The 14,298-nt window shown below is 72.8% G+C and carries 15 protein-coding genes; 8 read left to right on the forward strand and 7 right to left on the reverse strand.

Annotated elements, in window-relative coordinates; genetic code table 11:
- Positions 1 to 29 precede the first annotated feature (29 nt).
- The 4 genes from ACIA6T_RS16170 to ACIA6T_RS16185 form a co-directional block, all read right to left on the reverse strand.
- Positions 30 to 1,487 carry a penicillin-binding transpeptidase domain-containing protein gene (locus ACIA6T_RS16170; RefSeq protein WP_399447124.1) on the reverse strand — a complete coding sequence of 486 codons (1,458 nt, stop codon included), beginning with the start codon at positions 1,485 to 1,487 and terminating at the stop codon, positions 30 to 32.
- Positions 1,484 to 2,845, reverse strand: coding sequence for an FtsW/RodA/SpoVE family cell cycle protein (locus ACIA6T_RS16175; protein WP_399447125.1), 1,362 nt, complete (start codon positions 2,843 to 2,845; stop codon positions 1,484 to 1,486). The genes ACIA6T_RS16170 and ACIA6T_RS16175 overlap by 4 nt, the downstream gene beginning before the upstream one ends.
- A gap of 43 nt (positions 2,846 to 2,888) precedes the next feature.
- Complete coding sequence (locus ACIA6T_RS16180; RefSeq protein ID WP_399447126.1) at positions 2,889 to 3,776, reverse strand: SH3 domain-containing protein; 888 nt, start codon at positions 3,774 to 3,776, stop codon at positions 2,889 to 2,891.
- 116 nt (positions 3,777 to 3,892) lie between these two features.
- Positions 3,893 to 4,399 (reverse strand): protein phosphatase, encoded by a 507-nt coding sequence (locus ACIA6T_RS16185; RefSeq protein ID WP_399447128.1) that lies wholly within the window; start codon positions 4,397 to 4,399, stop codon positions 3,893 to 3,895.
- A gap of 99 nt (positions 4,400 to 4,498) precedes the next feature.
- Here ACIA6T_RS16185 and ACIA6T_RS16190 point away from each other — a divergent pair, with 99 nt between their 5' ends.
- The 8 genes from ACIA6T_RS16190 (at position 4,499) to ACIA6T_RS16225 (ending at position 12,628) form a co-directional block, all read left to right on the forward strand.
- Entirely contained in the window at positions 4,499 to 5,302 is an 804-nt protein-coding gene (locus tag ACIA6T_RS16190) for a nuclease-related domain-containing protein (protein WP_399447129.1), read from the forward strand.
- Positions 5,303 to 5,407: 105 nt separating this feature from the next.
- On the forward strand, positions 5,408 to 6,415 hold the full coding sequence (locus tag ACIA6T_RS16195) for a Ku protein (RefSeq protein ID WP_399447130.1): 1,008 nt from the start codon (positions 5,408 to 5,410) through the stop codon (positions 6,413 to 6,415).
- A 985-nt stretch (positions 6,416 to 7,400) separates the two neighbouring features.
- Positions 7,401 to 7,916 (forward strand): SigE family RNA polymerase sigma factor, encoded by a 516-nt coding sequence (locus tag ACIA6T_RS16200; RefSeq protein WP_399447131.1) that lies wholly within the window; start codon positions 7,401 to 7,403, stop codon positions 7,914 to 7,916.
- Positions 7,906 to 8,724, forward strand: coding sequence for a hypothetical protein (locus ACIA6T_RS16205; protein WP_399447132.1), 819 nt, complete (start codon positions 7,906 to 7,908; stop codon positions 8,722 to 8,724). Before ACIA6T_RS16200 ends, ACIA6T_RS16205 begins: the two co-directional genes overlap by 11 nt.
- Before the next feature lie 118 nt (positions 8,725 to 8,842).
- A complete protein-coding gene (locus ACIA6T_RS16210; RefSeq protein WP_399447133.1) occupies positions 8,843 to 9,427 on the forward strand; it encodes a sigma-70 family RNA polymerase sigma factor in 585 nt (194 codons plus the stop codon).
- Positions 9,424 to 10,176: an anti-sigma factor domain-containing protein gene (locus ACIA6T_RS16215; protein ID WP_399447134.1), complete on the forward strand. Its 753-nt coding sequence runs from the start codon at positions 9,424 to 9,426 to the stop codon at positions 10,174 to 10,176. The genes ACIA6T_RS16210 and ACIA6T_RS16215 overlap by 4 nt, the downstream gene beginning before the upstream one ends.
- Positions 10,177 to 10,284: 108 nt before the next feature.
- On the forward strand, positions 10,285 to 11,853 hold the full coding sequence (locus tag ACIA6T_RS16220; RefSeq protein ID WP_399447135.1) for a sulfite oxidase: 1,569 nt from the start codon (positions 10,285 to 10,287) through the stop codon (positions 11,851 to 11,853).
- A gap of 94 nt (positions 11,854 to 11,947) precedes the next feature.
- Positions 11,948 to 12,628: a fasciclin domain-containing protein gene (locus tag ACIA6T_RS16225; protein ID WP_399447136.1), complete on the forward strand. Its 681-nt coding sequence runs from the start codon at positions 11,948 to 11,950 to the stop codon at positions 12,626 to 12,628.
- An 81-nt stretch (positions 12,629 to 12,709) separates the two neighbouring features.
- On the opposite strand, the gene ACIA6T_RS16230 is transcribed toward ACIA6T_RS16225, so the two are convergent.
- The 3 genes from ACIA6T_RS16230 to ACIA6T_RS16240 are packed head-to-tail and all read right to left on the reverse strand — an operon-like array spanning position 12,710 to position 14,256.
- The gene (locus ACIA6T_RS16230) at positions 12,710 to 13,123 is read right to left on the reverse strand and encodes a PIN domain-containing protein (RefSeq protein ID WP_399447137.1); all 414 of its coding nucleotides are present in this window, start codon (positions 13,121 to 13,123) and stop codon (positions 12,710 to 12,712) included.
- Positions 13,120 to 13,383 (reverse strand): CopG family transcriptional regulator, encoded by a 264-nt coding sequence (locus ACIA6T_RS16235; protein ID WP_390814450.1) that lies wholly within the window; start codon positions 13,381 to 13,383, stop codon positions 13,120 to 13,122. Before ACIA6T_RS16235 ends, ACIA6T_RS16230 begins: the two co-directional genes overlap by 4 nt.
- A 42-nt stretch (positions 13,384 to 13,425) precedes the next feature.
- Positions 13,426 to 14,256, reverse strand: a complete 831-nt coding sequence (locus ACIA6T_RS16240; RefSeq protein WP_399447138.1) for a hypothetical protein — start codon at positions 14,254 to 14,256, stop codon at positions 13,426 to 13,428.
- Positions 14,257 to 14,298 lie beyond the last annotated feature (42 nt).

A 14,298-nucleotide genomic window follows, 5' to 3' on the forward strand; every position in this document is an offset into this window, starting at 1 on the left:
CCCCCGTCTCACCAAGCGAGCTTCCCGGCCTACGAGTTCAGCACCGCCTCCATCACCGCCCGCGCGATCGGCGCCGCCGTCCCGCCGCCGCTGATCTCCCGCCGGTTCGCCGCCGCGTCCTCGACCACCACCGCGACCGCCACCTTCGCCTCCATGTCCGCACCGCCCCGCGCCCAGGAGACGAACCAGGCGTACGGCGTACCGGAGTTGCCCAGCCCGTGCTGGGCGGTACCGGTCTTGCCGCCCACGATCGCACCGGGGATCGCGGCCTTCGTGCCGGTGCCGTCCTCCACCACGCCCCGCATCAGCTCCCGCAGCCGCGTCGCCGTCGCCGGGTCCATGGCCCGCCGTACCGGACGGGAACCCGCCGTCGACACCGTGCTGCCGCCCGCCCGCGTGGTCCGCTCCACCAGATACGGCTCCCGCACCTGCCCGCCGCCCGCCACGGCCGCCGCGACCATCGCCATCTGCAGGGGCGTCGCCCGGGTGTTGTACTGCCCGATCGACGACAGCGCGAGCTGTGCCCGGTCCATCGTGGTGTCGAAGGTGCTGCGCGCCACCCGGAACGGGATCCGTACGTCCGGGTCGTTGAAACCGAAGGCCTCGGCCGTCGCCCTCATCCCCTCCACCCCCGTGGTGACCCCCAGCTTGGCGAACACCGTGTTGCAGGACCAGACGAACGCCTCCCGCACCGAGGCGTCCGCGCACCCCTCGGACCCGTTGGTCAGCCGGGTCCTCGTCCCCGGCAGGGTGTACGGGTCGGGGGAGTCGGTCGGCCTGTCCAGGTTCCTCACCACCCCGGCGTCCAGCGCCGCCGCCGCGGTGACCACCTTGAACGTCGAACCCGGCGGATACGTCCGCTGCACCGCCCGGTTCAGCATCGGCCGGTCCGGATCGGCGTTCAGCCGCGCCCAGGCGTCCCGCGCCACCGCGCCGTTCCCGGACAGCAGCGCGGGGTCGTACGACGGGACCGACACCAGCGCCAGAATCCGGCCGGTCGACGGCTCCACCGCCGCCACCGCGCCCTTCCGCGAGCGCAGCCCCTCGTACGCCGCCCGCTGCGCCGCCGGGTCGATCGTCGTCACGACGTGACCGCCCGCGTTGTGACCGCGTGTGAACTCGTTCCACAGCGGCAGCGGCGCGAGCACCGGGGCGGCACCGGACAGCAGCCCGTCCTCCGTGTGCTCCAGCAGTGTCGTGCCGTACTCCTGCGAGGCGAAGCCGGTCACCGGGGCGTACAACGGCCCGTCGCGGTACGTCCGTTCGTAGCGCAGGTGCTCACCGGTGTCCCGTGATCCGGTGACCGGCCGCCCGCCGACCAGGATGTCGCCGCGCGGCTGCCGGTAGCGGGCGATGGTGTCCCGGCGGTTGGCCGGGTTGGCCTCGTAGTCCTCGGCGTGCAGGACCTGCACACGGGTCGCGTTCACCAGCAGCGCCACCAGCAGCAGGGCGCAGAACAGCGCGGCGTGCCGGATGTGCCGGGTCACCGGGGCGCACCCCCGCCGCCCTGCCGCCGCGCGGAGTCGCCCAGCCGGACCAGCAGCGCCACGATCGTCCAGTTGGTCACCACCGACGAGCCGCCCTGCGCCAGGAACGGCATCGCCATCCCGGTCAGCGGGATCAGCCCGGTCACCCCGCCCGCGATCACGAACACCTGGAGCGCCACGAGTGAGGCGAGGCCCACCGCGAGCAGCCGCCCGAACGGGTCGCGCAGGGCCAGCCCCGCCCGGTAGCCGCGCTCCACCAGCAGCCCGTAGAGCAGGAAGATCGCGGACAGCCCCGCCAGGCCCAGCTCCTCCCCGGCCGTCGCCAGGATGAAGTCGGACTTGACCGCGAAGCCGATGAGCACCGAGTGTCCGAGCCCGAGCCCGGTGCCGAGCGTCCCGCCCTCCGCGAAGGCGAACAGGGACTGGGCGATCTGGTTCGGGCCCTCGCCCGCCTCGATGGAGCCGAACGGGTGCAGCCAGGTCTCGATCCTGTGGTGCACGTGCGGCTCCAGCCGCCCCACCGCCACCGCACCCAGCGAGGCCAGCAGCAGCCCCACCGCGATCCAGCCCGTGCGGCCGGTGGCGACGTACAGCAGGACCACGAACAGACCGAAGAACAGCAGCGAGGTACCGAGGTCCCGCTCCAGCACCAGCACGCCCACACTGACCAGCCAGACGGCGAGGATCGGGCCGAGCACCCGCCCGGTGGGCAGCCGCAGCCACCGGACGCGGCGGCCGGCATAGGTGAGGGCGCCCCGGTTCGCGGCGAGGTACGCGGCGAAGAAGACCGCCAGCAGCACCTTCGCGAACTCACCGGGCTGGATGGAGAATCCGGCGACCCGGATCCAGATCCGCGCCCCGTTCACCGCGGGGAAGAGGATCGGGACCGTCAGCAGGACCAGCGCGACGGTGACGCAGACGTAGGTGTAGTTCTGGAGCACCCGGTGGTCGCGCAGCACCAGGACGACCATGATGAACAGCGCCACGCCCAGCGTCGACCAGATGAGCTGGGCCGGGGCCGCCGGATCGCCCGGCGTCTCCAGGTCGAGCCGGTAGATCAGCACCAGGCCGAGACCGTTGAGCAGCACCCCGATGGGGAGCAGCACCGGGTCGGCGCACGGGGCGCGCCAGCGCACCGCCAGATGGGCGACCAGCGCGAGCACGCCGAGCCCGGCGCCGTAACCGGCGGCGCCGGGCGGGACGGTGCCGTTCCTGGCGAGGCCGACGGCGCAGTATCCGTACACCGACAGCAGGACGGCCAGGACGATCAGGGCGAGTTCGACGCCGCGGCGCCCGGTGAGGCGGACGGTGGGCGCGGGGGGATCCGCCGTCGCCAGGGTGATACCGGCCTTGCTCATGTCCGGAACTTAACCGAATAGGGCGCTTTGCGTGCTTCGTTCATCAGCACCAGCGTGGCGCGGGGCCGAGGTTGTCGATGTGGGCGGCCGGGCCCCACGCCCAGGTGCCGTCCGTGAGGAGGTACCAGAGGGGGTTGCCCTTCACCTTGTCGCCCGGGACCTTGCAGAAGATCGAGACGACGTCGCCCTTGTGGGCGTACCGGATGATCTGCGAACCCCGGTTCGGGGCGCTGCGCAGGGCCAGGGAGTTCACCGTGACGACACCTTTGTACTGGCCCTGGTTGCCTTGGTTGCCGAGGTTTCCTTGGTCGCCCTGGTGGCCGCCGGCCTGGTTGCCCAGATCGTTGTTGCCGCCCTGCTGGTTGCCGTTGCCGCCTTGCTGGTTGTTGCCGCCACCGCCACCGCCACCGCCTTGCTGGTGGCCGCCGCCCTGCTGGTTGTTGTTGCCGTTGCCACCTTGCTGGTTGTTGCCGTTGCCGCCACCGCCACCGCCTTGCTGGTGGCCGCCGTCCTGCTGGTTGTTGTTGCCGTTACCGCCTTGCTGGTTGTTGCCGCCACCGCCACCGCCACCGCCTTGCTGGTAGCCGCCTCCGCCTTGCTGGTTGCCGCCTCCGCCCTGCTGGTAGCCGCCTCCGCCTTGCTGGTTGCCGCCTCCGCCCTGCTGGTTGCCGCCTCCGCCCTGCTGGTTGCCGCCTCCGCCTTGCTGGTGGCCGCCCTGCTGGTTGGCGTTGCCGTTACCGCCCTGCTGGTTGGTGTTGCCACCTTGCTGGTTGTTGTTGCCGCCACCGCCCTGCTGGTTCCAGTTCCCCTGGCCGCCGCCCTGGTTCGGGTCGTCGGCGGCGACGGCGGGGGCGACGGCGGCCGCGACCGCGAGGGCCCCGGCGGCGAGAGCTATGGGCAGGCGGCGGGTGAGCGGGGGGCGCAGGGACATGGGGTACCTCCACATGCGGGGAAAACGGGTCGAAGGTGACTTATCGCCACACTAGGAGCGGCTCTCCGCGCCCGCCCGCCCTGCTGCGCCATCGGGGACGGCACCACCCGCCCCGCCTACTCCGCCAGCTCCTCCAGCAGTCGCGCCGTGGGCAGCCCGGTACGGAGGTAGTCGACGAACAGGTCGTTGTGCAGGGCCCAGGGCGAGCGGCGGGAGCGGATCAGCCGGATCGCCGCCTCGGCGGTCCTGCCCTGCCGTACCAGCGCGTGCGCGACCACCAGACCCGAGCGGTTGTACCCGTGGTAACAGCGCACGAGGACCGTACGGCCGCCGTCCAGTGCCTCGCACGCCGCCTCCGCCAGCCGGATCACGCCCGCGAGCTGCGTCCCGTCCAGCGGCCCGTCGGGGATCGGCCACACCTGGTGCTCGACCCCGGGATCAGGCCCGTGCCCGGGGAGCCGCAGCAGCGTCTGCACGAGATCGAACTGCCGGTTCACCACGGCGAACTCCAGCCGGCCGGAAAGACCCCGGAACTCGTGCCCGCCCATCCACAGGCCGGGCACGACCTCGTTCCACGGACTGTCCGGAGCCGGTACGTCGGGTTGCCTCCCGCGGGTACGCAACGGCGCCTCCCCACCCTCACCGCCCAACTCCTCTCAAAGGTAACCACCTTCTTGCCCCCGGAGCACCCGCCTGTTCCCATGGACGTGAGGTGATGTTGCATGGACGGGCTGCGCGTCATACCGACCTGGCGGCACGGCCGGGAAAGGCTGTACGTCCGCCTCCCGGACGGCCGGGACCTCGCCTGGTACGACCGTGAGACGGCCAGGGTCAACCTGCTCGGCGAGGACCACGAGGAGGACGTGCTCACCGCGCTGGGCCCCTTCCTCACCGGCCCGGTCTCGGTCGGCCCGCCCCCGGTCCCCACCCCCGCCGAGCTGGCACGTCTGTCCCTGCACCCCGACGACGACCTCGCGCCGAACCGCCCCGGCGAGGCCCTGCTGATCGACCTCGACCGCGATCCCGGCCCGCCCCGCCGCCTCCGCCCCGACCCGCGCCGCAGGGCGCTCACCGCGGAGCGGACGGTGGGCGAGGCCCTGGACCGCATGGACGGCGCCGGCTGGCACACCCTGCACTCGATCCCGCTCCCCGGCGGCGACCGCATCCACCACCTGCTGATCGGCCCCGGCGGCCTGTACGCCGTCCACGCCCTGTACGCCCACCGGCAGCGGGTGACGGTCGCCGACCCCCGGGTCGCCCTGGGCCGCCACGAACCGCGCCCTCTGCTGCACCGGGTCCGGGTCGACGCCGACCGTGCCTCCCACGCCCTGACGGCCGAGGTCCGCCCGGTACTCGTCCTGGTCGGCGCGTCGGCCGTGACGGTCCCGGCCCCGCCCCGCGAGGTGCGTGTCCTGACGGACGCCGACGTGGAGACCCTGACCCGTACGGGCGGAGTCCTGAAACCGGCCGACACGGAGGCCCTGCACGCGATGGCCCGGGACCGGAACACCTGGGCCCGGCTGTGACCGGCCGCCCCGCCGCCCTCTCGGCGAGGAACGCCATAAGATGAGAATCTCGGGCAAAGTATGACGAACATCCTACCGTGACCGGTGGACGGCCGGACCGGAAAGGTGCTGCACATGAGATCCATCTGGAACGGCGTGATCTCGTTCGGCCTGGTCAGAATCCCGATCAAGCTCGTGAACGCCACCGAGAGCCACGCGGTCCCCTTCCGCGAGATCCACGCGGAGGACGGTGGCCGGATCCGCCACCGCAAGTTCTGCGAGCTGGAGGACCGCGAGGTCACCGCCCAGGAGATCAGCAGGGGCTACGAGGAGGCGGACGGCACGATCATCCCGATCACCGACGAGGACCTGGCCCACCTGCCGATCCCCACCGCCAGGACGATCGAGATCGTCACCTTCGTCCCCGAGGACAGCATCGACCCGCTCCAGATGAGCGCCGCGTACTACCTGGCGGCGGGCAGGGCACCGGCCGCCAGGCCGTACACGCTCCTGCGGGAGGCCCTGAAACGCGGCAACAGGGTGGCCATCGCGAAGTTCGCGCTGCGGGGCAGGGAGCGCCTGGGCATGCTCCGCGTGGTCGGCGAGGCGATCGCCCTGCACGGTCTGCTCTGGCCGGACGAGGTCCGCGGCCCCGAGGGGATCGCCCCCGACGCGGACGTCACCCTCCACGACAAGGAGCTGAACCTCGCGGACGACCTGGTGGACGCCCTCAGCGAGGTCGGCCTGGAGGACCTGCGCGACGAGTACCGCGAGGCGGTGGAGGAGGTCGTCGCCGCCAAGATCTCCGGCGAGGCACTGCCCGAGGTGCCCGAACCGGAGCGCGGCGTCGAGGTCCTGGACCTGACGACGGCCCTGGAGCGGAGCGTCCGCGCGGTCCGCGGCGAGCCGGGGGCCGAGCGGTTGCCGCAGCGCGGGACGACCCGTTCGTCCCCGAAGGGGACCGGCGGCGGGAAGTCCACGTCGAAGGCGGAGAAGAAGACGGCGTCCCCGGCGCGCGAGCCGACGTCGAAGACGGGCCGGACCGAGAAGAAGACGGCGAAGAGCGCGGCCGGAAAGACACCTTCGAAGAAGACCCCGACAACGAAGACCCCGTCCCGCGAACGCTCGGCCTGACCCGCAGGGAAGGCCGCCCGCACGCCGGCGTCACGACGGCCTCGGCACCGCCCGCACGCCGGCGTCACGACGGCCTCGGCACCGCCCGCACGCCGGCGTCACGACGGCCTCGGCACCGCCCGCAAGGGCACCGTCATGGGCGTGGTCGGCGGTGAGACGCCGCGCGGTCCCTTCCCCGTGGCTTCCGGTCCCCGCCGACCGGCACCGACGCGTTCCCGAGGACGGTGCCGAGTCCCACCCCGACCTGTTCCGGACCGAGCCCGCTCCCGCGCGTACCGTCCCGCGCGTACCCCGCGTCGGCCCACGTCTCCCGCGCCGCCGGCACGGCGAACCGCACTTCAGGAGTTCCGGAGGGGCGGGGCATGGCCGCGAGTGCTCTCCTCGATCGGAACTGTCGCACTCGGGGCGATGACGAGTGTTCTGTGCGATGCGCGGAGGGGTCACTGTCGAATGCGGGCGTGTCCGTTGTGCCGTGCTCCATCAGGTGGGTGACGGGGGACACGGCCGGCGACGCGTCCACGGGAGCGACGAGTTACCCGAGCGTAGCCGGTATGTGTGAAACGTCACCCGGCCGACTGCCCGCCCGGCCGTGCCGACGCAGCCGGACCGGACACCGTCGTCCATGGAAGTCGACGGCGTCCCGCGGGATCCGCCGCCACCGCGCGCACCCCCGCACCGGCGTGCGCCGCGTCAACTCTCGTAATTTACAGGAGACTTCGGCGACCGGCCGGGCGATGGCGACCGGCCGCGGCCGGCGGACGCGCGCGTACCCGGTGAAGTCGCCTTCCCCGGGGCCCGCTCGCGGCGGACGCGCCGGGCGGCGAGGGGAGTGCGACGCGTCCGTGACGACGGGTCAATGGATCTCGGCACTCGTGTTCGACGTCTTCCTCAAGGGTTGTGCTTCGATGTGCGCGACCTGCGGAACCCGTACGCATGGCGGGGGACAGCCGGTTCGCGCGGGAAAACCGAGACACCGGTGGAGGGCATGACCGAGGAAGAGTTCGACGCTTTCTACGCGGCCGCGTTCCCCCGTCTGACCGGGCAGTTGTACGCCTTCACCGGGGACCTCGGCGAGGCCCAGGACGTGGTCCAGGAGGCGTTCGTACGGGCCTGGGACCGGCGTCGGAGACTGCTCGCCGACGAGGCGCCCGAGGCATGGATACGCACCGTCGCCATGCGCCTCGCGGTGAGCCGCTGGCGCCGTGCGAGACGCTGGCTGGAGCTGGTGCGGCGCACCCCGCCGCAGGAGACCACCCCCGGACCGGGCCCCGACCGCACCGCCCTGGTCACCGCGCTGCGCCAACTGCCGGAGCAACAGCGCATGGCCATCGTCCTGCACCACCTGTGCGACCTCAGTGTCGAACGGGTAGCCTCCGAGACAGGCGCACCCGTGGGCACGGTCAAGGCCAGGCTGTCCCGCGGACGGGCGGCACTGGCCAGACACCTGGCGGTGGACGAGGCCGAGGAGCCGGCCTGGAGGGAGAGCGGCCGTGTCGGATGAACTCGCCCGTGTCTTGCGCGAGTTGGCCGCACAGCACGAGACCCCGCCGCGCGTCGGCGCCGCGGAGGTCCGCGACCGCGCCCGGCGCCGCTCCCGCAGCCGCAGGGCGACCGCCGCGCTCGGCACGGCGGCCACGGCGGTCTGCGTGCTGACGGCCGTCGCGTTCACCCCGCACACGGAGGAACCCGCCCGGAACGGCCGGACCCCGGCCGCGGCATCGGACGCCCCCGCCCCCGCCCCCACCACGGCGACCCCGGTCCCCGTCTCCGCCGGCGTCCTGGACCTGGGCCGTCACACCCTCACGGTCGGCGAGCGCGTCATGCGCGTCGACTCGCACTCCTTCCGCCGGTTCCCGCCCGGCAGCCGGATGACGGTGACGGCCAAGGCCGACCTCAAGATGCTGCCGCTCGAAGGCACCACCAAGTCCGGCAGGGCGGTCAAGGTCCCCTACCTGGTGGAACTGCGCACCCCCGACCGGCAACCGGTCTACGCGGGTGCCCTCGCCTCCGGCACCAAGGCGCTCGCCGCCCTCTCCGCCGAGACGGGCTGGCTGGGCATGAGCCTCACGGACGCGGAGTGGTTCTACACCCGGGCACGGACGGGCGACCGCATCGAGATCACGTCGACGGTCACCCCGGGCGCGGAGGCGACGGCCACCGCGCCGACGGGAGCGGAGGCCGCACCGACGGGGCCGGGCACCGCGACGACTTCGGGAGCGGAGACGGCGGCGACCCCGGAGACCGCGGACCGCGTCGGGACCCCGAGGGCCGCGAGAGGCGCGGGAGGCACGGGAGACATCGGAGGCTGACCCCGCCCACCGACCCCCTCCCTCGGTGCCCACCTGCGATTTCTCCCTCCGGCGACCAATCCGCGGCGCCCGCAGGATCGGATTACGCCCGGAGATGTCCCGACCGCGGAGGGCCCACGTGAAAGAAGCAGTCCATATCGGCAGAAACCCCTCGTGGGAGCCGGATCTCCAGGAGCTGGTGGGCCGTGTCGCCCTGGGGGACGAGGAGGCGTTCGCCTCGGTCTACGACCGGGTGGTGAGCCCGGTCCTCGGAGTCGTCCGCTCCGTACTGCGGGACCAGGCCCAGTCGGAGGAGGTGGCCCAGGAGGTCCTGGTCGAGGTGTGGCGCACGTCCCCCGCGTACCGCCCGGACCGCGGCACCGCCATCAACTGGATCCTCACCCTGGCCCACCGCCGCGCCGTGGACCGGGTGCGGTCCGTGGAGGCCGCGGCGGCCCGCGACCACAAGGCCGCAGCCCTGGCCCGGATGCCCGAGTACGACGAGGTCGTCGAACAGGTCGAGGCCCGCATCGAGCGCGAGCAGGTACGCCGCTGCCTGCGCACCCTCACCGAGATCCAGCAGCAGGCCGTCACCCTTGCCTACTACCGCGGCCTGACCTACCGCCAGGTGGCGGAAGCGCTGACGCTCCCGCTGGGCACGGTCAAGACCCGGCTGCGCGACGGCCTCATCCGGCTCCGCGACTGCCTGGGGGTGACCGCGTGACCACCGCCGACCTGCACCGGATGACCGGCGCCTACGCCCTGCACGCCCTGCCCGACGACGAACGCGAGACCTTCGAACGCCACCTCGCCGACTGCGAGCCGTGCGCGCAGGAGACCGCCGAACTCGCCGCCACCGCCGCCCGCCTGGGCCTCGCCCTCTCCGCCCCGCCCCGTCCCGCGATGCGGGAACAGGTGCTGCGCCGCGTCACCACCGTCCGGCAGCAGCCGCCCGGCCCGCCGGCCGCTCCCCGCCCGGGCCGTACGGCCGTACGGGCGCACCGGCTGTCCCGTTGGGCGCTGGCCGCCTGCCTGGCGGCGGCCGCCGCGCTCGGCGGCACGGCCGTCTGGCAGCACGAACGCGCCGAGGACGCCCAGCGGCAGGCCCGCCGCGCCGAACAGGCCACGGAGGAGATCGCCGCCGTACTGGCCGCCCCGGACGCCACGACCCGGGCGGCGGCCCTGGGCGACGGCGCCACCGGCACCGTCGTCGTCTCCCGCGACCGGGACAGGGCGGTGTTCGTCGCCGCCGGGATGGCGCGCCCGCCCGGCGGCAAGGTCTACCAGCTCTGGTTCGACGACGGCGGCACCATGCGCTCCGCCGGTCTGATGGACCCCGGCCGCACCGACCAGGCCGTCCTGATGAAGGGCCCCGTCGACGGCGCGTCCGCCATGGGCGTCACCGTCGAACCCGAGGGGGGCTCCCGCCGGCCCACCTCCGACCCGCTCGCCCTGATGGAACTCCCCACCTGAATCCGTTGCGGGAACGCGTGCGGATTGGTGTGGATCGGCCGCTGAAAAAAGATTCACCGAATCGGGTGAACGACCAATCCGCGGGCCTTTCGGGGCCGGATTCCCCACGTGATCGACGACGAGAAGAAAACGCGATACCCCCTGGGTGCGCTGAGCGGAGTACTGGCCGGGTTCTCCGCGCTCGCCGTCGCCGAACCGGTGGCGGCCTGGGTACACCCGGGATCCGGCCCGGTCCTGGCGGTCGGGGGTGCGGCGATCGACCGCACGCCCGCCGCCGTGAAGGACTGGGCGATCCGGGAATTCGGCACCGACGACAAATTGGTGCTGCGCGTCGGAATCCTCGCCGTACTCACCCTGTTCGCCCTCGCGCTGGGAATTCTGGCGCTGTGGTTCCGGCGGTCCGGTGCGGCGGGAGTCCTGCTTTTCGGCGTGGTCGGCGGCGCCGCCGCCGTGAGCCGCCCGGACTCCACCGGCCCCGTCGACGCGCTGCCGTCGGTCGTCGGAGCGGTGGTGGGAGCGGCCGTACTGTTCCTCCTCGCCGGCCGCCTCCGAAGCCACGATGCGCAGGGCGGGCCCCACGCGGGGGACTGGGACCGCCGAGGCTTCCTGCTCGCCGCGACCGCCGCTGCCGCCGCCTCCGCCGGGGCCGGCGCCCTGGGCCGCGTGCTCCGGCGCACCGGCAGCCGGGACGCGGTCGCCGCACGCGACGCCATCGTGCTCCCGGCCCCCGCCTCACCCGCCCCCGCGATCCCGAAGGGAGCCCGACTCCGCATCCCCGGCATCAGCCCGTTCACCACCCCGAACGACGACTTCTACCGCGTGGACACCGCGCTGACCGTCCCCGAGGTGGACGCCACCACCTGGAGCCTGCGCATCCACGGCAAGGGCGTCACCCGCCCGGCCACCCTCTCCTACGACGACCTGCTCCGCCGCGACCTGGTCGAGCGCGACATCACGCTCACCTGCGTCTCCAACGAGGTCGGCGGCCCCTACGCGGGCAACGCCCGCTGGACCGGCGTACGCCTGTCCGACCTGCTCGCCGAGTGCGGAGTGCGCCCGCCCTCCCGGGGCGGCCCGGCCGACCAGCTGGTGGCCCGCTCGGTGGACGGCATGACGATCGGCAGCCCGGTCGAGGACCTGATGGACGGCCGTGACGCCCTGCTCGCCCTCGGCATGAACGGCCGCCCCCTCCCCTTCGACCACGGCTTCCCGGTCCGCATGGTGGTGCCCGGCCTGTACGGCTACGTCTCCGCCTGCAAGTGGATCGAGGACATCGAACTCACCACGTTCGACGCCTACGACGCCTACTGGGTGAAGCGCGACTGGGCCCGCGAGGCGCCGGTCAGGACACAGTCCCGGATCGACACCCCGAAGCCCTTCGCCCGCCCGGAGACCGGCCCGGTCATGGTCGCCGGGGTGGCCTGGGCGCAGCACCGCGGCATCGACAAGGTCGAGGTCCGCGTCGACGACGGCCCCTGGCGGGAGGCCCGGCTGGCGGCCGAGGACTCGCGCGACACCTGGCGCCAGTGGTCCTACGCCTGGCAGGCCCCCAAGGGCACCCACACCCTCACGGTCCGCGCCACCGACCGCACCGGCGAGACCCAGACGGAGCGCCGCACCCGCACGGTCCCCGACGGGGCGAGCGGATGGCACTCGGTCGTGGTGACCGTCGAGTGACCCCCTGAACCACCTGAACCACCTGAACCACCTGAACCCCCTGAACTTTCCGACCCCTTTGAAACCGGCAGTCCCAACCCCAGGAGAAACAGCGATGAACCCCCGTATCCGCCGTATCGCCCTCACCCTGACCGCGGCCGTCACTCTCCCCCTCACCCTGAGCGCCTGCTCCGACGACGGCGGCGACTCGGCGAAGTCGGACTCCTCCGCCAAGGCGACGGCGTCGGCGCCGGCCTCGGACTCCGCGTCCGGGTCCGGGTCCGGGTACGGCGAGGGCATGGGCGGCGCCACCCCGGCGGACGAGCCGTTCGGCCCGGCCTGCTCCTCGGTGCCGGAGGACGGCGCCGGTTCCTTCGACGGCATGGCCCAGGACCCGGTGGCCACCGCCGCGTCCAACAACCCGGCCCTGTCCACCCTGGTGACGGCGGTGAAGAAGGCCGGCCTGGTCGACACCCTCAACAACGCCGAGAACATCACGGTGTTCGCGCCCACCGACGACGCCTTCGCGAAGATCCCGAAGGACACCCTGGACAAGGTGCTGGCCGACAAGGAGCAGCTCACGAACATCCTCACCTACCACGTGGTGGGCCAGCGGCTCGCCCCCGAGGACCTGGAGAACGGCTCCTTCGAAACCCTGCAGAAGTCGAAGCTGACGACGTCCGGCGCGGACGGGGACTACACGGTCAACGACTCCGCGAAGGTGGTCTGCGGCAACGTCAGGACCGCCAACGCCAACGTCCACATCATCGACACGGTCCTGATGCCGGCCTCCTGACACCACACCGGTCACGTCCCGGGCGCCGCGCGGCAAGGTGCTCGGGACGGGTTTCCGCGCCGGACAGGGCGGTCCCCGGCGTCAGACCTTGATGACGGTGGCGCGTGTTCCGCAGAACGCGGCGATGTCCTCCGGGTCCGAGGTGAGCACGGTGACGGGCCCGGGAGCGGCCAGGGCGGTCGCGCTGAGCATCGCGTCGATGGCGTACTTGTGGCCGTGCAGTCCGGCGTCGGCGAGCAGGGCGGCGGCGTGGCGGGCGATCGGCTCGGTGACGGGTTCGACGACGAGGCGGGAAAGGGTCCACTCCAGGGCGGGGCGGTTGATGCGAGGGTGGACGACCTCCACGAGCGTGGCCGTGGAGGTGATCACCCGCAGGTCGTCGGCACGGGCGAGGGCGAACCAGGCGGTTACCGCGCGGTCGCGGAGGACGGCCTTGGCGAGTCCTTCGCTGTCCAGCACCAGCGTGCCGCCCGGGACGGCGGGGGAGCGGCTCACGCGGCGTTCGCTCCGCCCGGCGTCTGCTGCTGCCGGGCCTGGTGGAGCTGATCGCGCAGGGCCAGGATCTCGTCCTCGGTGACGGGCCCGTGCTCGGCCTCGGCAACGGCGATGAGCTCGTTGAGATTGTCGCGTTCGATCTGGCGGGTGACAGCGGCGGCGACATAGGCGGACAGCCCCGACGGGCCACTGCGGGCCTTGGCCGCTTCGGCGATGTCACGCGGCATGGTGATCGAATACTTGCCGGTAGGCTCACTCATGCCACTCATCCTACCGCTGATCCTCCCGGCTGGGTCGGGATGTCAGGCGGGCTGGTCCTTCGCCCACCACAGGAACGCGGCGGCGTGCTGCTGGTTGGCGAACCCCTCGCCGACCAGGGAACGCAGCAGGTCGTTGCTCCAGAGGATGAGCCGCCCGAGGGTCCAGTTCACCGACTCCGGCGCCGGCAGCTCCAGCCCGTAGACCTTCCGCGCGATCTCGCGCTTGCCCCCCGCCTCCGTCGTGTACTTGAGGATCGTCAGGAACCGCTCGGGCTCCACCACGCACAACACCCGCGTGAGCAGCGCCTCCTTGAACCCGGTCATGGCGAACGGCTTGGTCCCGGCCAGCAGATGGTGCAGCCGGTCCCCGAGCGGTGTGTCCTCGGGCCCGTACAGGAGGTACGCGATCGTCTCGCGGGTCGCCTCCCCGGCGGCGGCGTCACCCATGGCGTTCCAGGCGGAGTTGAAGGTGGCCTGGTTGCCGGGGCGGGCGCCGATCTCGGAGTTGGCGAAGTCCTTCAGACGCCTCGGATCGCACGCGCGCAACCCGCCGGGGGAGAAGATCTCCTGGTACTCGGCCCAGTAGGCCGCGACCCGGGGATCGAAGTCCGGCCGCACGGCGAGGTACCGCTCCTTGAGCCGGGCCACGTGCTCCAGCCTGCCGGGTTCGACGTCCTCGGCCTTCGGGAAGCGCGCCGCGAGCTCGTCGAAGGAGAAGGAGCGGGGCGCCCGTTCCCTCTTCGGGGCGGCGGGTGCCACGTGCTCCCACTCGTAGCCGCACCGGTGCCTGACGACCCGGCCCCCGCCCTCCAGGCTCCGGACCACCTCGATGTCCTCGTCGTCACTGCACAGCGGACACATGACCAGGGCCATGCCCACCCCCGTTCCACCGCGGAGCCCGGGCCCCGCCGTAAG

The organism is Streptomyces sp. NPDC051740 (assembly GCF_044453165.1).
GTDB classification, from domain to species: domain Bacteria; phylum Actinomycetota; class Actinomycetes; order Streptomycetales; family Streptomycetaceae; genus Streptomyces; species Streptomyces atrovirens.

Excerpts from the sequence above, each read along its gene's own strand:
- ACIA6T_RS16180 (WP_399447126.1), bottom strand. The coding sequence starts at position 3,776 with ATGTCCCTGCGCCCCCCGCTCACCCGCCGCCTGCCCATAGCTCTCGCC.
- ACIA6T_RS16240 (WP_399447138.1), bottom strand. The coding sequence starts at position 14,256 with ATGGCCCTGGTCATGTGTCCGCTGTGCAGTGACGACGAGGACATCGAG.
- ACIA6T_RS16175 (WP_399447125.1), bottom strand. The coding sequence starts at position 2,845 with ATGAGCAAGGCCGGTATCACCCTGGCGACGGCGGATCCCCCCGCGCCC.
- ACIA6T_RS16225 (WP_399447136.1), top strand. The coding sequence starts at position 11,948 with ATGAACCCCCGTATCCGCCGTATCGCCCTCACCCTGACCGCGGCCGTC.
- ACIA6T_RS16190 (WP_399447129.1), top strand. The coding sequence starts at position 4,499 with ATGGACGGGCTGCGCGTCATACCGACCTGGCGGCACGGCCGGGAAAGG.
- ACIA6T_RS16235 (WP_390814450.1), bottom strand. The coding sequence starts at position 13,383 with ATGAGTGAGCCTACCGGCAAGTATTCGATCACCATGCCGCGTGACATC.
- ACIA6T_RS16200 (WP_399447131.1), top strand. The coding sequence starts at position 7,401 with ATGACCGAGGAAGAGTTCGACGCTTTCTACGCGGCCGCGTTCCCCCGT.